Origin of the sequence: Rhodococcus sp. AG1013, from assembly GCF_003350365.1 — a bacterium.
Lineage (GTDB): Bacteria > Actinomycetota > Actinomycetes > Mycobacteriales > Mycobacteriaceae > Prescottella.
In genome coordinates this window covers 182,319-200,570 of the sequence record NZ_QQAT01000005.1, presented here as the reverse complement: position 1 = coordinate 200,570, position 18,252 = coordinate 182,319, and the positions used below count along the sequence as shown (strand labels likewise).

Here is an 18,252-nt window from a genome sequence, read left to right as displayed (position 1 = left end):
ATACAACCAACTTGTATCGTGCAATCGAGTTGTATCGCGCAAAATCCCAGCTAGGGTGATATGTCCGGTTTCGCGGGCACAATGGGAGGGCATCGAGCGCCGAGGACCGATGCGGGTTGTGAGAGGACCGAAATGCAGAAACCCACGCATCTGATCGACTTCGAGACCATGCTGCTCGGTCGACACGTGCACCACAACAGCCCGCGCCCCCGGCGCAGCGGCGGCCACCTCGACAGCAGCGCCTACGTGCTGCTCAGCCGCATCGACATCGAGGGCCCCATGTCGATCGGACAGCTCAGCGACGCCCTCGGCCTCGACACCTCCACCCTGCACCGGCAGACCACCTCGATGCTCGGCAGCGGACTCCTCGAACGTATCCCCGACCCCGAGGGTGGGATGGCCCGCAAGTTCCGCATCACCGCGGAGGGCAAGGCCCGCCTCGATGCGGAACGGGCGGGGAGCATCGCGACGCTCGACAAGATGATGGAGGACTGGGAGGCCGAGGACGTCGCCGCCTTCGCCGCCTACCTCAAACGGTTCAATACCGACATCGAGAGAATGGGCGGACGGCCCTGGCCCCGGCCGTGACCGGCGGCCTCCGGACGTGAAGAAGCCGCGCAACAGATTTCCGTTGCGCGGCTTCTCTTCTCGGTGGAACTACGCCGACAGGCGCTTCGCGGATTCCGGTGCCCCGACCTCGGTGGGCTGGTCGTCGGTCTGCAATTCACCGACCTCGCTCTTGAGGATGCGCAGCGACCGGCCCAGGCCGCGGGCGGCGTCGGGCAGCTTCTTCGAGCCGAACAGCACCAGCAGGACCACCGCCACGATCGCCCAGTGCCCCGGGCTCAGCGCGCCCATCAGGACGGCTCCTTGCCGTCGGGGTAGACGGCGTCCACCTCGACCTCGACGAGCCAGCCCGGCACCGGCAGCGTCCCGACCTCGAGCGCGAACCGGGTGGGGCGGGCGCTGTTCCGTTCGATCGGCGCGGCGGGCGCCGCGGTGCCCATCGGGACCAGCACGGTGTCGCCGGTCTCGAGGTTCGTGTTGGCGAAGAACTGGCGGTACGCGCGGTTCCAGCCGGCGTAGTCGGCCCGGTCGGTGCCGGGGGCGTTGTCGAGGAACACCCGCATCGTGACGACGTCCTCGAGCGTCAGTCCCTGGGCTTCGAGATTGTCGCGAATCTTCTCGAGCACGCCTATGCCCTGCGCCTCGGTGACCGTCACACCGGCGGGGAGCACTCCCCCGCCGAACTGGCTGTCGATGTACGACTCGGGGGTGCCCTCGGGCGCCGACTTGTCGGACGCGGAGGGTCCGATGCCGCTGGTCTTGTAGACCGCGGTGTTCGCGCCTATCGCGACACCCTGCGCGATCATCGGATTCGCCTCTCCCACTTCGAGAACCGACTTGGAAACGAAGGTGCTCCCGGGTGTGGTCTCGGCCTCGGCGGTGTCGGACGAGCACGCGGACGCCGTGACGAGCAGCGCCGACGCGGCGAGGGTGGCGGCGAAGGTCTTGCGGGCAACGGATTTCATGGTGGCTCCTCTGCGAATGTGACTGGAATTCAGGCGGCCTGGGCCACACGCTGATGAATGTTCGTGACGACGTCCCGGGCCGACGTGAACGCGCCGTGCTGCCACGCGATGGCGTTGGACAGGTGGTCGCCCGCGAAGTAGATCCGGTCCACCGGATCGAGCAGCTTGGTGTACTCGGGCGTGGCCATGCCACCGTGCGAGTCCCCGGCCCCGGCCCACGACGCCCACGCCGACTCCGAGTACTTGGTGCGCCGCCACGAACCGGAGAACGACGACGAGATGTCACGGGTGTACTTGTCGCCGTGGATCTCCGAGCCCTCGGCGAGCGCCTTCGCCAGACGCTGCCGGTGCGTGAGCGACTCGAATCCGAGCTGGCGTCGCCCCGAGCTGTAGTACGCGACCACGACGCCGCGGTCGGAGTTGTAGTGGTCGTACGGGAACATGATCTGCGAGATGTCGCGGTCGGTGTTCGACGCACCGCCGTAGATGCGGTCCTCGGTCTCCCACCAGCGGCGGGAGTACTCGATGCCGAGCTTGCCCGACGACGACGGCTTCGCGGCCCGCAGCGCGGTGATGATCTCGGACGACAGGTTGTTGTCGAGCCGCTCGATCAGGTGCGGCGGGATGGTGCAGATCGCGTACTCCGCGGTGACGGACCTGCGCTGCCCGCCGACGCTGTACTCCACCGTCACGCCGTCCGGGGCGTTCTTCATCGACGTGACCTCCGCACCGTAGACGAGGCTGTCGCCGATTTCCTCCGCGAAGCGGTAGTAGATGCGGTCCATGCCGCCCACCGGAGTCAGCATCGTCATCGCCTGGTCGTACTCGAAGTCGAACGCGAAGTTGCGGCCGATGCCGCTCTGGATGACGTCCTGCATCCCGAACGGCTGCTTCTGCGTGCCGAAGTTGAGACCGGCGCCGGGCTCGGTGTCGTAGCCGCGGCGCGGCGAACCGAGATAGCGACCGTCGTCGGACAGATCACCGAAGCTGGTGAGGAACTCCGAGAGTGCGTCCTTGTCCCCCTTGGTGAGGACGTCGTCGAGCGCGCCCTGGTTGGTGGCCTTCTGCAGCAGTTCGGACATGTACCCGAACGTGTCGGCCTTCGCCGCCCGGTAGGTGATGGACTGGCCGGCCAGCGGCCGGCTGCCCGTGTAGTTGACCATCGTGTTGGCGTTCTGGTTGCCGAACATCTGCAACTCGACGCCCAACTCGCGGCAGTAGTCGAGGGTGATGTGCCCCTGCGGGATGCGGGTGGCGCCGAGGTTGAAGAAGTGGCCCTCGGAGAACGTGCACTTCTGGGTCTCGCCGCCCAGATCCGTCTCCTCGGTACCGGCCCGCACCGACCACACGCGGCCACCGGGCCGGGTCCGCGCCTCGAGCACGGTCACCTTGTAGCCGGCCTTGCGCATCTCGTACGCAGCGCACAGCCCCGCCGGTCCGCCGCCGAGGATCACCACCGAGTGATCCCCCGCGACCGAACCGACCAGGTCACCCGGTGCCAGCGACTGGAAGCGCCTCGGCGTCGCCGCGGTGGCCGGCGCCAGACCGATCGAGGACATCGCCCCGTACGCCAGGCCCGCGCCACCCGTGACGCCGAGCGCCTGCATGAAAGATCTACGTGTGAATGCCATTTCACGCTCCCAAATGTCCGCCCGGCGATCCGGGTGATCCGTTGGGACTCATCCTGGAGACGGCTCGGGTCGGGAAGTTGTCACCGGTGAAACGGTTCAGCGCGGCCGACTGAGAACGCGGGCCCCTGCGTGCTCAAAGCGTCTCGGGCGGGTGCGATCGGTGGAAGCACGCCGGCAATATCCCTGTTACACAGCCGGACTAGCGTCACGCGCTATGTCCGCACTCACCGACGCGATCGCGCGCTCGTTCACCGTCCGTGAACCCGGGCGGCCTGCGCTGTCGCCGATGCGGGCGCTCGGCCGCCGGCAGCTGTCGGGCGTCGAGGTGCTGGCGCAGTCGGTCGCGACCACCGCGCCGGCCGTGTCGATGGTGGTACTGCCGGTCACGATGCTCACCCACGGCCACCTGCTCGGCGGCATGCTCACGATCCTGGCCGCGACGGTCGCGGTCACCCTCATAGCATTCTGCCTCTCGCAGTTCACCCGGCGCATGGCCGCGGCCGGCGGGCTCCACAGCTTCGCCTTCCGCGGATCCGGGTCACGGGCCGCCCTCACCGCGGCGGTCGCGATGCTGGTCAAGTACGTCGGCAGCGCCGTGATGACGCTCTACCACGGCGGGCAGGCGGTGATCGCGCTGTTCGCGTTCGCGGGCATCGGGGCACCGGCACCGATCGTGTATCCCGTTCTGGCGGTGTGCATCCTGCTGTGCCTGGTGCGCAGCGTGCGCTTCGCCGCGATCGCCATCCTGGCGATCGAGACCTGTTCACTCGCATTCATCGTGGGCCTGATGCTGTTCGGCGACAGCGCCTCCCAGGTCGCGATCGTCCCACCGACGTCGGGGCACGGGATGCTCGCGCTGATGCTCGCGGCACTGTTCGCGCTCGCCGGATTCGAGAGCGCCGCCTTCTTCGGTCCCGAGGCCCGCCGACCGCTGGTGACCGTCACCCGCACCGTGCTGCTGACGCCGGTGATCTGCGGTTCGCTGTTCGTGCTCGCCGGATGGTCGGCGTGGACCGGGCGCAGCGACACCCTCGTCAACGCGTACCTGCACGGCACCGCGACCGGAGTGAGCCCGCTGGTGGTGATCGTGCTGAACGTCGGACTGTGCTGCTCGTGGCTCGCGTCGGCGATGTCGTCGTCGAATGCCGCGTCGCGCCTGGTGTATTCGCTCGGCGTCGAGCGGGTGCTGCCGTCGTGGTGTGCCCGCGTGCACCGCTCCTTCCGCACGCCGGACGTCGCGCTGACGCTCGTGGTCGGCGTCGTCCTGCTCGGCGGCGGGACGTTCGCGATACTCGGCACAGGTGTCGTGTTCGGGGACCTGCGGCTGGTGGTGCGCGGCGCGGTCATCGTCGCGTACGTCGTGGTGGCGGTGGCGTCGGTCCTGTTCCTGAGCCGGATCGGCGAGCAAACACCGGGAGTGCTCGCCGCCGGCGCGCTCGGCAGCGGCGCCGGGGTAGCGGTGCTCGGATACCTGTTGTACGTCAACATGATCGACGCGTCGTACGTGGTGCCGATCGCGGTGATCGTGATCCTCGCTTCGGGGCTGTCGTGGCGCTCTCATCTACGTCGTCGCCGGCCCGACGCCCTGCTGCGGATGGGTGCATTCGACAGCGCCGAGACCGCCGACGTCCTGCCTGGAGCGGGGCTGTTCGCCGCCGACGCGACCGGGGAGACGATCCTGGTCGGCCGGGGCGGACGCTGATGGCGGTCCGCGACCTCGGAGGGAACGAACCGCGTGCGGTGCAGCGCGCCCTCGCACTGCTCGAGGCCGCCGCCCGACTGGGCTCCGGCGCGTCCGCGAAAGACATCGCGGCCCTGGCCGGCATCCCGCCGGCGACCGCCTATCGACTGCTGAACCTCCTCGTCGCCGACGGCTACCTCGTGCGGATCGCCGACCTGTCCGGGTTCGCCCTGGGCCGTCGCACCCGCGAACTGGCCGGGGCCGCAGAACAAGCCACCCCCGTCGACAACCGCGTCGTGCTCGAGGAGCTGCGCGCGCAGGTGCGGTACGGGGTGTACCTCGCGTCGTACACGGCCGGCCGGGTGCGCCTGGTGGACCGCGACCCCGACCACGAACTCAGCGGCGAGCGGACACTGGTGAACGCACCGCACGCGTCCGCGATCGGCAAACTGATGCTCGCGTCGCGACCCGACCTGGCGTCCGGCCCGCTCCGGAAGGTCACCGCCCGCACCATCACCGACCCGGACACGTTGGAACTGGAACTGTCGGTGATCCGGCGCGGCGAGCCGGCCCGCGAGGTCGACGAGATCCGCGTCGGACGCTCCGCCCTCGCCGTGCCCGTGCACGACCGGGGGCGCGCCGTCGTCGGGTGCCTCGCCGCCATCGGCCCCACGGGGCGGCTCGCGGTCGACGACGACGAGCTCGTGGAGTTGCTGCGCGCCTATGCGGGGCGGGTGGTGGCGGGCGCGACCACCTGAGCAGACGCGGCCCGAAGTGGCGCCGAACCCGCAACCCAGCTGCGAGACTGCGGTGGTGACGCTCCAGGAACACCGCTCGGAACGCGTATCCACCGGTTGGATCACCGCAGCCTTCTGGGCGGCCGTCGCGTGGTCGGGGTACCTCCTGATCGGCGCTTCCCCGTGGTGGCATTGGGTGCTGTCCACCGCCGTCGGCGCCGCGCTCACCGTTGTCTGGTGGCGTGAACGCCGGCGCAGCAGGTACTGGCATCTGTTCGGGTTCACGTGTGCCGTCGTCGCCGCTCTGGCGCTTTCCGGCAGCGCGACAGCGATATTCGCCTCCTACTCGGTTCCTGCAGACAGTGTCGGTCAGACGGAGACCGTCTGCGGATCCGTGGTGAATCCGGTGCCTGCGGACGAACTGCGCGTGACGGTGGTGGCGTCCGGCGAACCGGTGGTGACATCACGGCCGATTCCCCGGAGCGAACTCGAGCGGGTGTGCAGCGACAACCGCCGGTACCGGATCCGCGATGCGACCGGGCTGGCACTGGTCGGCCTGCTCTTCGCGGCAAGATCGGCCGGGCATGTCCTCCCCCGCCGCAGCCGGGCGGGCTGTGTCCCCGTCACGCCGAGCTCCGGGCCGACGCGATCGACATCGGTGACCGCCTGAAGGTGCTCGGGAACTACCCGACTCCCCCGAACTGTACGTCCCCGTCCGCGCCCATCTGGATCACCGAGATGGTGCGACGACAACAGGTCCAGTAGCGGCGGCCTCCCGAAGCCGACCGGCCGCTCTCACAGACGGCCGCGCCCGACTGATCCGGTCTGCGGTCGGTCAGGCGTACAACCGGTCGACGAACGCGTTGATGTTCTCGCGGACCCGTTCCGTCTTCTCCTCCGGGCTGAGGTCCTCGCGGTACCGACTGCCGAGCGTGGGCTTCTTCCTGCCGCGTGCGTAGAGCGAGCAGGCCAGGTCGATGCACATGTAGATGCCCACCGAGTTCCCCGCCCGCCCCGACTCGCCCACCTTGTTCGCGGTCATGAGCGCGACACCGCCACGGGTGTGCGTGGTGAGGCAGATCGCGCACATCTGCGACTTGCCGGAGCCGTTCGGTTCGAACCGCATCGCGACGCCGACCGCGCCGTCCGCGCGGGGCAGAACCACGTAGCCGCGGCCGGGGAAGGCGGGATCGGTCCAGCCCAGGAAGTCCAGGTCGTCCCAGGGCCGGCCGTCCAGATCACGCGGCGCGGGCAGGCGCTTCGCGTCGCCTTTCGAACAGTTGACGAACGATGCGCGGAGGTCGCGTTCGGTGATCGGATCCATAGCAGGACCTATCCCTTCGATCGTTCGGACAGCTAATCACCGCCACGATACGACCGGCCCGGGGGACGAACAAACGATTATCCGCGGCATCGACGAGATCCGCGTCGGACGCTCGGCCTCGCCGTGCCCGTGCGCGACCGGGGGCGGGTGGTCGCGGGCGCTGCGCAGTCGGCCTGAGCGCCCACTCCTCGCCGCAAGCGACGGAATGCCGCGCCGATAGAGAAGGAATGGGGCGCAGAGGCTCATCGGACGCCCGGAACACGCAAAAGATGACGTCATGCCGTTTCCTGGTCCGTGGAACCACGACAGCCTGGTGTGGCGCATCCCGATGCACGACAGCGCCGCCGAACCGGACGGAAACCCGGCTTTCGACCCACCCGGGGCATGGGTGCGGGCACTCGGCGCTGTCGCACGCGATCTCCGATGCCTGCGGTACGGGCGGGAAGTGAACGTCGATCGTCTCGTCTGGGACTTCTCGCTCGACAGCGAGTACCACGTCTCGATCGGCTGGCAGGGCGTTCGAGGTGTCAGCGGCTTCAACGCCGGCCACGGTCTGACGATGGATGCCGAGTTCGGTGAAGCCGCAGTCTGGGTCGCCATCTGCTCGTGCCTCGGCTGCACGGAACGGAACCGGTCTGGGTGGATCCGCACGGCGACGTCAGGATCAGCCCCATCGGGGAACTCTGCGAACACGTCGACGACCGGTGGCCCGAAACGAAAACGAGGCCACGGACTCTTTCGAGTTCGTGACCTCGTTCATTGTGGGCGAAGGGGGACTTGAACCCCCACGTCCCGAAGGACACTGGCACCTGAAGCCAGCGCGTCTGCCATTCCGCCACTCGCCCGAGCGACGTGGAAAACACTAGCATGCACTCCTCAAAAATGACGATTCGTGCAGGTAGGGGGCGAAAAGCGAGGTTCCGGGTCGGCTACCGGACCGCCTCCGACAGGGTGTCCGGATATCATGCAGGGGCGGTGGCAGGCAGTATTGCCGCCGCGACACGCAGACAGACCGCGACCAACAACAGCAAGGTTATGCCGTGGGGATCGTTCAACGTTTCGAGCGCAAGCTTCAGGGGGCCGTCGGAGACGCCTTCGCGCGCGTCTTCGGCGGTGGCGTCGTACCTCAGGAAGTGGAAGCCGCGCTGCAGCGCGAGGCCACCGACCGCGTCCAGCAGCTCGACGGCGGCCACTACCTGGCCCCGAACAGTTACGTGATCACCATCAACGAGTCCGATCACGAGAAGCTGGCGTCGGATCACGAGCTGACTGTGAAATCTTTTGCGCGACACCTCGAGGGATACATCCGCGAACAGGGGTGGCAGACCTACGGTGACATCGACGTCCGTTTCGAGGCGTCACCGACACTGCACACCGGGCAGTTCCGCACGATGGGATCGGTCGATCCGGATGCACGCCGCGGCAAGGCCGCCGGATCCGGGCCCGACCCTCGGGCAGGACGCGCCCCCGTACCCGTATCACCGACCCCAGGAGCAGGCCCCATGACGCAGAACTCCGGTTACGAGCCCGGCCGCGAGCCCAGGGACGACCGCGGCCAGGACCGCGAGTACCCGCACAACGGCAGCGCGCACCCCGGACAGGATCAGCAGACGGCACCGGCCGCCGAGTACCAGCAGGACTACCAGCAGGGCTACGGCCAGCAGGCGTACGGGGCCGCACCGCAGGGCGGCTACCCGCAGGACGCCGGCTATCCGCAGAACGCGGGCTATCCGCAGCAGGGCGGCTACGACCAGGGCGGCTACCAGCAGGACTACCAGCAGCAGTACGACGCGCAGCAGCCGTACCCGGGCCAGTACCCCGGCTACCACCAGGACTACAACCAGCCCGGCTACGACCAGGGCTACCAGAACCAGGGATACGAGCAGGACTATCAGGGCGGCTACGACCAGCAGGGGTACAGCCAGCAGGGGTACGACCAGGGCTACCAGGGCGGCTACGAGCAGGCCGGCTACAACCAGGCCTACGGCCAGCAGGGGTACGACCAGGGCTACCAGGCCGGCTACGCCCCCGAGGCCGGGCGCACGCTCACCGCGACCCTGCAGCTCGAGGACGGCAGCGGGCGCTTCTACCAGCTCCGCGAGGGCAGCAACATCGTCGGACGCGGGCAGGACGCGCAGTTCCGCCTTCCCGACACCGGCGTGTCCCGGCGCCATCTCGACGTCCGCTGGAACGGCCAGGTCGCGATGCTGGCGGATCTGGGCTCCACCAACGGCACCACCGTCAACGGCGCGCCCATCCAGGACTGGCAGCTCGCCGACGGTGACGTGATTCGCGCCGGACACTCCGAAATCCTGGTGCGTATCCTCTGACCACCTAGGACACCTCGTACCAACAGCGCGCGCCGCGGCTCGGGACACCGGGCCCGGCGCAAGATCATGATCACCACCGGCGGCTTCCACATATGATGCAGCCAGCTGAAAATGCCCCGGCTGCGCATCCGCGCGGCCGTGCCCCCGAAGGAGGTGTCGAGCAGTGCAGGGACTGATTCTCCAACTGACGCGAGCTGGCTTCCTGCTGCTGCTCTGGCTCTTCGTCTGGGCCGTCATCAAGACGCTGCGCAGTGACATCTACGCCGGCGCCGGCGGTGGCCGGGTAGCGCCCCGGTACACGCGCACCGCGTCGGTGCTGCCGTCGCTCGGCCGACAGAAGGTCGCGAAGAATCTCGTGGTGACCCAGGGTGCCCTCGCGGGCACCCGCATCACGCTCGGCACGCAGCCGGTCCTCATCGGCCGTGCCGACGACTCGACGCTCGTCCTCACCGACGACTACGCGTCCACCCGCCACGCGCGCCTGTCGCCGCGCGGCGCCGACTGGTACGTCGAGGATCTGGGCTCCACCAACGGCACCTACTTGGATCGGGCGAAGGTCACCACCGCGGTGCGCGTCCCGCTGGGTACGCCGGTGCGCGTCGGCAAGACCGTGATCGAGCTCCGCCCGTGACCCTGGTTCTCCGCTACGCGGCCCGCAGCGACCGCGGTCTCGTCCGCGCCAACAACGAAGACTCCGTGTACGCCGGTGCCCGGCTGCTCGCGCTCGCCGACGGCATGGGCGGGCACGCGGCCGGTGAGGTCGCGTCGCAGCTGATGATCGCCGCGCTGGCCCACCTCGACGACGACGAGCCCGGCGAGGATCTGCTCGGCAAGCTCGACGCGGCCACCCACGAGGGCAACGCGACGATCGCCGACCAGGTCGAGGAGGATCCCGAGCTCGAGGGCATGGGCACCACGCTCACTGCGATCCTGTTCGCGGGCAGCAGGCTGGGCCTGGTGCACATCGGCGATTCGCGCGCCTACCTGCTGCGCGACGACCAGCTCACCCAGATCACCCGCGACGACACGTTCGTCCAGTCCCTCGTCGACGAGGGCCGCATCACCGCCGAGCAGGCGCACACCCACCCGCAGCGGTCGCTGATCATGCGCGCGCTCACCGGCAACGAGATCGAGCCGACGCTGACGATGCGCGAGGCCCGCGCCGGCGACCGGTACCTGCTGTGCTCGGACGGCCTGTCCGACGTCGTCAGCGACGAGACCATCGCGAACACGATGCGCGAGGGCACCAACGACGAATGCGCCGATCGCCTCATCGAGTTGGCGTTGCGGAGCGGCGGTCCCGACAACGTGACGGTCATCGTCGCCGACGTCATCGACCTGGACTACGGCCAGAGTCACCCCATCGTCGGGGGCGCGGCCTCCGATGACGACGACGAGGACACCCCGCCGCCGAACACCGCCGCCGGCCGGGCCGCCGCAATGCGCCCGCCGCGCGCCACCCCCAAGCGCGTCGCACCGGCACCGGAGGCCCCGCCGAAGAAGTCGCACAAGCTGCGCTGGACCCTGGTCGGCCTCGGGTTGATCGTGGTCGTCGTGGTCGGTCTGATCGTGGGCCGGACGATGATCCGCAGCTACTACTACGTGGGCGCCTCCGACGACCGGGTCACGGTGCTGCGCGGGATTCCCGGTTCGGTCCTCGGCTACCAACTGCAGAAGAGCGCGCTCGTCGGCTGTGTCACGGACGACGGCACCCTCACGCTCGTCGACCCCGACCAGCTCCCCACCGAATGCCGGGTGATGAAGGTCGAGGACCTGCAGCCGTCCGCGCGTGAACAGGTCCGGGCCGGTCTGCCGTCGGGCACCAAGGACGACGCCACCGAGCAGATGCGCCGGCTCGCCGCCAGCGATCTGCTGCCGGTGTGCACGCCCGAGCCCGCACCCGCACCCACCCCGACTCCCGCCCCTGCGCCCGCCCCGGCCCCCACCGGCGAACCGGCACCCCCGGCGCCGACCCCGGAGGGCGCGCCGCCGCCGACGGCCGCTCCCCCGGCCGAGCCGGCACCGGCGCCGATCGAACAGGTCCCCGGCCAGAACTGCAGGACCGGTAGCTGATGTCCACGTCCGACGCTCCGTTCCCCAGCCCGCCCGGCGGGTTCGCTCCCCCGCCGATCCAGTCGACCCGGCGGAACACCGAACTACTGCTGATCTGCTGCGCCATCGTCGTCACGACGGTGTCGTTGGTGTTGGTGGAGGCCAGCCAGGAGCAGACCCTGACGTGGGACCTGGCCAAGTACGGGCTGGCCTACGCGGCGATGTTCCTCGTCGCGCACCTCGCGGTGCGCCGGTACGCGCCGTACGCCGATCCGCTGCTGCTGCCGATCGTCGCCCTGCTCAACGGGCTCGGCCTGGTGCTGATCCATCGACTCGACCTCGCGGACGCCGAGAACGCGGTGTACCAAGGGCTGCCGATCCCGTCGCCCGACGCCAACCAGCAGGTGATGTGGACGGCACTCGCGCTCGGCGGTTTCATCGCCGTGCTGATCCTGCTGCGGGACTACCGACTCCTCGCCCGCTACAGCTACACGGTGGGACTCGCGGGCCTGGTACTGCTCGCGATCCCGGCGCTGCTGCCGGCGCGTTTCTCCGAGGTCAACGGCGCCAAGATCTGGATCCGGCTGCCGGGCTTCAGCATCCAGCCGGGCGAGTTCGCGAAGATCCTGCTGATCATCTTCTTCGCGGCGGTGCTGGTCGCCAAGCGCGATCTGTTCACCACCGCGGGCCGTCACTTCTTCGGCATGGACCTGCCCCGCGCCCGCGACCTCGGCCCGATCCTGGTGGCATGGGTCGTCTCGGTCGGCATCATGGTGTTCGAGAAGGACCTCGGTACGTCGCTGCTGATCTTCGGCACCGTGCTGGTGATGCTCTACATCGCGACCGAACGCGTCGGCTGGCTGCTGATCGGCGGGGTCCTGCTGATCATCGGGTTCTTCTTCGCGTACCAGATGTTCGGGCACGTCCGGGTGCGCGTGGACACGTGGATCGACCCGCTCGGCGACTACCAGAACACCGGCTACCAGATCTCGCAGTCGCTGTTCGGGCTCGCGACCGGCGGCGTCGCCGGCACCGGTCTGGGCAGCGGACGCCCGTCACAGGTGCCGTTCGCCAAGACCGACTTCATCATCGCCGCGATCGGTGAGGAGTTGGGCCTGATCGGCCTGGCCGCGATCCTCATGCTGTTCCTGATCCTCGTGATCCGCGGGCTGCGGACCGCGCTCGCGGTGCGCGACAGCTTCGGCAAGCTGCTCGCGGCCGGCCTGTCGTTCACGATCGCGATCCAGCTGTTCGTGGTGGTCGGCGGCGTCACCAAGCTGATCCCCCTCACCGGTCTCACCACACCGTTCATGTCGTACGGTGGGTCGTCCCTGCTCGCGAACTACCTGCTGCTGGCACTGCTGATGAAGATCTCCGACGCGGCCCGCACCCCCGCAGCCCCCAAGAAGAAGGGGCCCGCACCCATTGCGGACGCCCCGACGGAAATGCTGGGTCGCCAATGAACACTCCCCTGCGCCGCGTCGCGCTGGCCGTCATGGTGATGGTCGTCGCGCTGCTCGCCAACGCCACCTACGTGCAGGTCATCAAGGCCGACGATCTGCGCAACGACCCGCGGAACTCGCGCGTGCTGCTCGACGAGTACTCGCGCCAGCGTGGTCAGATCTCCGCCGGCGGGCAGGTGCTGGCGTCGTCGGTGCCCACCGACGACCGCTACAAGTACCTGCGCACCTATCCGCCGAACCCGGCGGCGCCGTCGAGCCCGCTCGCGAACGCCCCGGTCACCGGCTTCTACTCGATGCAGTACGGCAGCGCGGGCCTCGAGAAGGCCGAGGACCCGGTCCTCAACGGCTCCGACAACCGCCTGTTCAGCAAGCGGTTCTTCGACCTCGTCTCGGGCCGCGATCCGCGCGGCGGCAACGTCGTGAGCACGATCGACCCGGTGATGCAGCAGGTCGCGTACGACGAGCTGACCGCGAAGGGCTACACCGGTTCGGTCGTCGCGATCGAACCGAGCACCGGCAACATCCTCGCGATGGCCAGCACCCCCAGCTACGACCCCAACCGGCTCTCCGGCCACGACGGCGCCGAGACGTCCGCGGCGTGGGACGAGCTCAGCTCCGATCCGGACAAGCCGATGCTCAACCGCGCGGTGTCGGCGACGTACCCGCCGGGGTCGACGTTCAAGGTCGTGGTCACGGCGGCCGCGCTCGAGAACGGCGCCAACCCGGACGAGCAGCTGACGGCCGCACCGAACATCACGCTGCCCGGCACGTCGACCACGCTCGAGAACTACAACGGCACCACGTGCGGCGGCGGGCCGACGGCGTCGCTGCGGGAGGCGTTCGCCCGCTCGTGCAACACCGCGTTCGTCGAGCTCGGCATCAAGACCGGATCCGACGCGCTCGCCGAGCAGGCGTCGGCGTTCGGTATCGGACCGGGCACTCCGGGCATCCCGATCCCGGTGGCGGACAGCACCATCGGCCCCATCCCCGACGACGCCGCGCTCGGCCAGTCCAGCATCGGGCAGCGTGACGTCGCGCTCACTCCGTTGCAGAACGCGGAGATCGCGGCCACCATCGCCAACGGGGGCATGCGGATGGAGTCGCACCTGGTGTCGCAGCTGCAGGGACCGGACCTGTCGAACCTGGCGACCACGTCGCCGAAGTCGCTGGGCCGGGCCGTGTCGCCCGAGGTGGCGGTGACGCTGACGCAGCTGATGATCGGCTCCGAGAACAACACGGCCGGCGGCGGGAAGATCCCGGGCGTCCAGATCGCCTCCAAGACGGGCACCGCCGAGCACGGCAACGATCCGCGCAACACCCCGCCGCACGCCTGGTACATCGGGTTCGCGCCGGCACAGAACCCGACCGTCGCGATCGCGGTCATCGTCGAGGACGGCGGCGACCGCGCGCTCGCCGCGACCGGCGGATCGGTCGCGGCGCCGATCGGGCGGGCCGTCATCGCGGCCGGATTGCAGAGGGGTTGAGCCATGTCGTTGACGAACGGATCGGTGATCGGCGGGCGCTACCGCCTGCAACGGCTGATAGCGACCGGCGGCATGGGTCAGGTGTGGGAGGCCACCGACAGCCGCCTCGACCGTCGGGTCGCGGTGAAGGTACTCAAGGCCGAGTTCTCGTCCGACCCCGAGTTCCTCGAGCGGTTCCGCATCGAGGCCCGCACCACCGCGCAGCTCAACCATCCGGGCATCGCCGGCGTGTACGACTACGGCGAGACCCGTGACGAGGCCGGCGCCAACCTGGCGTACCTGGTGATGGAACTGGTCGCGGGTGAGCCGCTCAACGCGGTACTCGCGCGCGTCGGTCGGCTGTCGATTCCGCATGCCCTGGACATGCTCGAGCAGACCGGACGCGCGCTGCAGGTCGCGCATTCGGCGGGCGTCGTGCACCGCGACGTCAAGCCCGGCAACATCCTGATCACCCCCACCGGCCAGGTGAAGATCACCGACTTCGGCATCGCGAAGGCCGTCGACGCCTCGCCGGTCACCCGCACCGGCATGGTGATGGGCACCGCGCAGTACATCGCGCCCGAGCAGGCCCTGGGCCAGGAGGCGACCGCCGCCAGCGACGTGTACTCGCTCGGTGTGGTCGGCTACGAGGCGCTGTCGGGCCGACGCCCCTTCGGTGGCGGCGGCACCCTGACGGTGGCGATGAAGCATGTGCAGGAACCGCCGGAGCCGATGCCGGCCGAACTGCCGGCCCCGATCCGCGAGCTGATCGACATCACGCTGACAAAGGATCCGGCGGGCCGGTACTCGAACGGCGGCGAGTTCGCCGACGCCGTGGCCGCCGTCCGCGCCGGTCGCCGCCCGCCGCCGCCCGGTCGGGTACCGACCGGCGCGACCAGCGTGGTGGCCCCGGTCCCGGTCGCCGCTCCCACCGCGATGATGCCGACGCAGCAGCGCAACTACACCGGTGACACCGGCCAGATCCCGGACCCGGAGGACGGGGACGGCGGTTGGACCAGCGGTCAGAAGGCGATCGCGTGGGCCGGTGGCGCGCTGCTCACGCTGGCCTCCCTCGCGGCGCTCGGCATGCTGTTCTTCGACGGCGGGTCGAAGGAACCGTCGACCCCGCCGGTGGTGACATCGACATCGACGTCGAAGGCGCCGGCGACGACGACGCGGACCACGCCGCCGACCACCACGAGGACGACGACCACCACACCGCCGCCGGTCACGACGACCACCACGACAACGCCGCCGCCGACCACAACCACGACGACGACACCGCCGCCGACTACGACGACCACCACACCGCCGCAGACGACGACCACCACCACGACGGCACCGACCACAACCACCACCACGACGGCCACCACCACCACGGCCACACAAGGACAGCCATGACGACACCGCGCAATCTCTCCTCCCGGTACGAGCTGGGCGAGATTCTCGGGTTCGGCGGGATGTCCGAGGTGCATCTCGGACGGGACCTGCGTCTGAGCCGGGATGTCGCGATCAAGGTGCTGCGCGCCGACCTCGCCCGCGACCCCACGTTCTACCTGCGGTTCCGCCGCGAAGCGCAGAACGCGGCCGCGCTGAACCATCCGGCGATCGTCGCGGTGTACGACACCGGCGAGGCCGAGACGGACGCCGGGCCGCTGCCGTACATCGTCATGGAGTACGTCGACGGCGACACCCTGCGCGACCTCATCCGCACCGAGGGTCCGCTGCAGCCGCGTCGGGCGATGGAGATCATCGCCGACGTGTGCGCGGCCCTGGACTTCAGTCACCGCAACGGCATCGTGCACCGCGACATCAAGCCGGCGAACATCATGATCAACCGCGCAGGCGCGGTGAAGGTGATGGACTTCGGCATCGCGCGCGCCATCGCGGACAGCTCGAGCCCGATGACGCAGACCGCGGCCGTGATCGGTACCGCGCAGTACCTGTCGCCCGAGCAGGCCCGCGGCGATCAGGTGGACGCCCGCTCGGACGTCTACTCGCTGGGCTGTGTGCTGTTCGAGGTCCTCACCGGTGAGCCCCCGTTCAAGGGTGATTCGCCGGTCGCCGTCGCGTACCAGCACGTGCGGGAGGATCCCAAGCTGCCATCGCTGGTCAATCCCGCGGTGCCGCGCGCGATGGACTCGGTGATCCTCAAGGCGATGGCCAAGAATCCCGCCAACCGGTACCAGAGCGCCGCGGAGATGCGCAGCGACCTGGTGCGGGTGCTGGGCGGTCAGCGTCCGAGCGCCCCGATGGTGCTGACCGACGAGGACCGGACCACGATGTTCGGCGCCGTGGACGGCGGCGCGGGCACCGGAGCGGGATACCAGGCCGAGCCGGCGCGGACGGCCACGGCCACCGCCGCTCCGGCCGCGATCCCGGCGTCGGCGCCCCCCGTGAAGAAGCGCAACACCACCCGCAACGTGCTGGTCGCGCTCGCGGCACTCGTCGTCGTCGGCATCATCGGCGTGTTCACCTTCTCGCTGTTGTCGACGCCGACGAAGGTCACGGTGCCGACCGTCGCGGGGCTGAGCGCGCAGGAGGCCGAGGCCAAGCTGCGCACCGTCAACCTCGACACCACCATCCAGTCCCGGCCCGACGCGGTGGTCGCGAACGGCAATGTCATCGGAACCAATCCGACGTCGGGCAGTTCGGTGGACGAGAACAGCACCGTCACGCTGGTGGTGTCGTCGGGCCCCGAGCAGGTACAGGTGCCCAAACTGGCCGGTCTGACGCAGGACGAGGCGATTCAGGCGCTCAACGCGGCCGGTCTGCGCCTCGACGACACGGTCGAGCGCGCGCCGTCCGACCCGAGTCAGCTGGACATGGTCGTCGGCCAGGAGCCGTCGGCCGGAGCGAAGACCAACCTGGACTCCACCGTCGTGGTCGTCCTCGGCTCGGGCCCCGAGCAGGTGCGGGTGCCGAACGTCGTGGGCCAGACGATCGACGTGGCGCAGCCCAACATCGAGGGCGCGGGCTTCAAGGTCGAGGTCGAGAAGGTGGACTCGGGCAAGCCCGAGGGCCAGGTGATCTCCTCGTCCCCGTCCGGCGGATCGAGCGCCGCGAAGGGCGACACGATCACCGTCCGCGTCTCCAACGGCAAGCTGTTCACGATGCCGAGCCTGACCGAGATGACGATCTCGCAGGCGCTGGAAGCGCTGCGCAAGGCCGGCTGGACCGGGTCGTCGAATCAGCTGTCGCAGACCAAGCAGCAGACGCTCGACACCGATCTGGTGGGCAAGATCCTCACCCAGTCGCAGCCCCCGGGCAGCGACGTCGCCAAGGACGCGCCGCTGTCGGTGGGCGTCGGCGAGTTCGGGATTCCCCGCTAGTCGACCGGAACGGTCGCTGGGCGGTCAGCGCGTGAGCGCGTCCCCCAGCGACCGGGCGACCTCGTCCTCGAGCGTCGCGACCAGCGTCTCGGCCGGTGCCTGACCGCACACGCCGAGCCAGTTCGCGAGCATCCGGTGCCCGCCCTGCGTCAGCACCGACTCCGGATGGAACTGGACGCCGTGGATGGGCAGCTCGCGGTGCCGCATCGCCATCACGATGCCGCTGTCGGTGTGCGCGGTGACCTCCAGTTCGGCGGGGATGGTGTCCTCGACCACGGTCAGCGAGTGGTAGCGGGTGGCGGTGAACGGGTCGGGCAGGCCGGCGAGGACACCGCCGCCGTTGTGGTGGACGATGCTGGTCTTGCCGTGCAGCAGTTCGGGCGCTCGGTCGACCGTGGCGCCGAATGCCGCGCCGATCGCCTGGTGCCCGAGGCACACGCCCAGCAGCGGTGTCTGCGCGGAGGCGCAGGCTCCTACCAGCGGCATCGTCGCGCCGGCCCGCTGCGGGGTGCCGGGGCCGGGGCTGAGCAGGATGCCGTCGAAGTCGGCGGCGGCGGCCGCGATCGCGTCGTCCCCGGTCAGCCGGGGGTCGTCGTTGCGCCACACTTCGGCCTGCGTCCCGAGCTGACCCAGGTACTGGACCAGGTTGAACACGAAGCTGTCGTAGTTGTCGACGACCAGAATGCGCATGGGAAGAAGAGTAATGC

General features: G+C 69.4%; 16 protein-coding genes, 1 tRNA gene and 1 pseudogene. 12 read left to right on the top strand and 6 right to left on the bottom strand.

The features are described from left to right. Nucleotides 1–132 precede the first annotated feature (132 nt). Nucleotides 133–588 (top strand): MarR family winged helix-turn-helix transcriptional regulator, encoded by a 456-nt coding sequence (locus tag DEU38_RS09505; RefSeq protein WP_114720344.1) that lies wholly within the window; start codon nucleotides 133–135, stop codon nucleotides 586–588. Between the two features lie 69 nt (nucleotides 589–657). Here the strand turns inward: DEU38_RS09505 and tatA are convergent, their stop codons facing one another. Genes tatA through DEU38_RS09490 form a run of 3 tightly spaced genes read right to left on the bottom strand, consistent with a single transcriptional unit; the run spans nucleotide 658 to nucleotide 3,139 of the window. Then, nucleotides 658–858: a Sec-independent protein translocase subunit TatA gene (tatA, locus tag DEU38_RS09500; RefSeq protein ID WP_114720342.1), complete on the bottom strand. Its 201-nt coding sequence runs from the start codon at nucleotides 856–858 to the stop codon at nucleotides 658–660. Next, nucleotides 858–1,532 carry a Rid family hydrolase gene (locus tag DEU38_RS09495; RefSeq protein WP_114720340.1) on the bottom strand — a complete coding sequence of 225 codons (675 nt, stop codon included), beginning with the start codon at nucleotides 1,530–1,532 and terminating at the stop codon, nucleotides 858–860. Before DEU38_RS09495 ends, tatA begins: the two co-directional genes overlap by 1 nt. Nucleotides 1,533–1,561: 29 nt before the next feature. Next, nucleotides 1,562–3,139, bottom strand: coding sequence for an FAD-dependent oxidoreductase (locus DEU38_RS09490; RefSeq protein WP_114720338.1), 1,578 nt, complete (start codon nucleotides 3,137–3,139; stop codon nucleotides 1,562–1,564). A gap of 238 nt (nucleotides 3,140–3,377) precedes the next feature. Between DEU38_RS09490 and DEU38_RS09485 the strand changes: the two genes are divergently transcribed. The 4 genes and pseudogenes from DEU38_RS09485 to DEU38_RS29090 form a co-directional block, all read left to right on the top strand. After that, nucleotides 3,378–4,865, top strand: a complete 1,488-nt coding sequence (locus DEU38_RS09485) for an APC family permease (protein ID WP_114720336.1) — start codon at nucleotides 3,378–3,380, stop codon at nucleotides 4,863–4,865. After that, nucleotides 4,865–5,602, top strand: coding sequence for an IclR family transcriptional regulator (locus tag DEU38_RS09480; RefSeq protein ID WP_114720335.1), 738 nt, complete (start codon nucleotides 4,865–4,867; stop codon nucleotides 5,600–5,602). Before DEU38_RS09485 ends, DEU38_RS09480 begins: the two co-directional genes overlap by 1 nt. Before the next feature lie 55 nt (nucleotides 5,603–5,657). Next, nucleotides 5,658–6,251, top strand: coding sequence for a hypothetical protein (locus DEU38_RS28360; protein WP_181818718.1), 594 nt, complete (start codon nucleotides 5,658–5,660; stop codon nucleotides 6,249–6,251). Beyond that, a pseudogene (locus tag DEU38_RS29090) lies at nucleotides 6,206–6,346 on the top strand (DNA alkylation repair protein); the annotation flags it as partial. The gene DEU38_RS28360 and the pseudogene DEU38_RS29090, both read left to right, overlap by 46 nt. Before the next feature lie 70 nt (nucleotides 6,347–6,416). Here the strand turns inward: DEU38_RS29090 and DEU38_RS09470 are convergent. Continuing rightward, nucleotides 6,417–6,905: an FBP domain-containing protein gene (locus DEU38_RS09470; protein ID WP_114720333.1), complete on the bottom strand. Its 489-nt coding sequence runs from the start codon at nucleotides 6,903–6,905 to the stop codon at nucleotides 6,417–6,419. Nucleotides 6,906–7,667: 762 nt separating this feature from the next. Next, nucleotides 7,668–7,750: transfer RNA gene (locus DEU38_RS09460), tRNA-Leu, on the bottom strand. Between the two features lie 195 nt (nucleotides 7,751–7,945). On the opposite strand from DEU38_RS09460, the gene DEU38_RS09455 reads away from it, so the two are divergent. The 7 genes from DEU38_RS09455 to pknB all read left to right on the top strand — a co-directional run bounded on the left by DEU38_RS09455 (nucleotide 7,946) and on the right by pknB (nucleotide 17,545). Beyond that, complete coding sequence (locus tag DEU38_RS09455; protein WP_114720331.1) at nucleotides 7,946–9,235, top strand: FhaA domain-containing protein; 1,290 nt, start codon at nucleotides 7,946–7,948, stop codon at nucleotides 9,233–9,235. Between the two features lie 163 nt (nucleotides 9,236–9,398). Beyond that, entirely contained in the window at nucleotides 9,399–9,866 is a 468-nt protein-coding gene (locus DEU38_RS09450; protein WP_114720329.1) for an FHA domain-containing protein, read from the top strand. Then, a complete protein-coding gene (locus DEU38_RS09445) occupies nucleotides 9,863–11,308 on the top strand; it encodes a PP2C family serine/threonine-protein phosphatase (protein ID WP_114720327.1) in 1,446 nt (481 codons plus the stop codon). Before DEU38_RS09450 ends, DEU38_RS09445 begins: the two co-directional genes overlap by 4 nt. Beyond that, nucleotides 11,308–12,750, top strand: a complete 1,443-nt coding sequence (locus tag DEU38_RS09440) for an FtsW/RodA/SpoVE family cell cycle protein (protein ID WP_114720325.1) — start codon at nucleotides 11,308–11,310, stop codon at nucleotides 12,748–12,750. Before DEU38_RS09445 ends, DEU38_RS09440 begins: the two co-directional genes overlap by 1 nt. After that, entirely contained in the window at nucleotides 12,747–14,234 is a 1,488-nt protein-coding gene (locus DEU38_RS09435; RefSeq protein WP_114720323.1) for a penicillin-binding protein 2, read from the top strand. The genes DEU38_RS09440 and DEU38_RS09435 overlap by 4 nt, the downstream gene beginning before the upstream one ends. Nucleotides 14,235–14,237: 3 nt before the next feature. Beyond that, complete coding sequence (locus DEU38_RS09430; RefSeq protein ID WP_114720321.1) at nucleotides 14,238–15,614, top strand: serine/threonine-protein kinase; 1,377 nt, start codon at nucleotides 14,238–14,240, stop codon at nucleotides 15,612–15,614. Further along, nucleotides 15,611–17,545, top strand: a complete 1,935-nt coding sequence (gene pknB, locus DEU38_RS09425; protein ID WP_114720319.1) for a Stk1 family PASTA domain-containing Ser/Thr kinase — start codon at nucleotides 15,611–15,613, stop codon at nucleotides 17,543–17,545. Before DEU38_RS09430 ends, pknB begins: the two co-directional genes overlap by 4 nt. Before the next feature lie 24 nt (nucleotides 17,546–17,569). On the opposite strand, the gene DEU38_RS09420 is transcribed toward pknB, so the two are convergent. Continuing rightward, on the bottom strand, nucleotides 17,570–18,235 hold the full coding sequence (locus tag DEU38_RS09420; protein ID WP_114720317.1) for an aminodeoxychorismate/anthranilate synthase component II: 666 nt from the start codon (nucleotides 18,233–18,235) through the stop codon (nucleotides 17,570–17,572). Nucleotides 18,236–18,252 lie beyond the last annotated feature (17 nt).

What these genes read in the sequence shown, in the direction of transcription:
- DEU38_RS09505 (WP_114720344.1), top strand. Translation starts at nt 133, where the DNA reads ATGCAGAAACCCACGCATCTGATCGACTTCGAGACCATGCTGCTCGGT.
- tatA (WP_114720342.1), bottom strand. Translation starts at nt 858, where the DNA reads ATGGGCGCGCTGAGCCCGGGGCACTGGGCGATCGTGGCGGTGGTCCTG.
- DEU38_RS09495 (WP_114720340.1), bottom strand. Translation starts at nt 1,532, where the DNA reads ATGAAATCCGTTGCCCGCAAGACCTTCGCCGCCACCCTCGCCGCGTCG.
- DEU38_RS09490 (WP_114720338.1), bottom strand. Translation starts at nt 3,139, where the DNA reads ATGCAGGCGCTCGGCGTCACGGGTGGCGCGGGCCTGGCGTACGGGGCG.
- DEU38_RS09485 (WP_114720336.1), top strand. Translation starts at nt 3,378, where the DNA reads ATGTCCGCACTCACCGACGCGATCGCGCGCTCGTTCACCGTCCGTGAA.
- DEU38_RS09480 (WP_114720335.1), top strand. Translation starts at nt 4,865, where the DNA reads ATGGCGGTCCGCGACCTCGGAGGGAACGAACCGCGTGCGGTGCAGCGC.
- DEU38_RS09470 (WP_114720333.1), bottom strand. Translation starts at nt 6,905, where the DNA reads ATGGATCCGATCACCGAACGCGACCTCCGCGCATCGTTCGTCAACTGT.
- DEU38_RS09440 (WP_114720325.1), top strand. Translation starts at nt 11,308, where the DNA reads ATGTCCACGTCCGACGCTCCGTTCCCCAGCCCGCCCGGCGGGTTCGCT.
- DEU38_RS09435 (WP_114720323.1), top strand. Translation starts at nt 12,747, where the DNA reads ATGAACACTCCCCTGCGCCGCGTCGCGCTGGCCGTCATGGTGATGGTC.
- DEU38_RS09430 (WP_114720321.1), top strand. Translation starts at nt 14,238, where the DNA reads ATGTCGTTGACGAACGGATCGGTGATCGGCGGGCGCTACCGCCTGCAA.
- pknB (WP_114720319.1), top strand. Translation starts at nt 15,611, where the DNA reads ATGACGACACCGCGCAATCTCTCCTCCCGGTACGAGCTGGGCGAGATT.
- DEU38_RS09420 (WP_114720317.1), bottom strand. Translation starts at nt 18,235, where the DNA reads ATGCGCATTCTGGTCGTCGACAACTACGACAGCTTCGTGTTCAACCTG.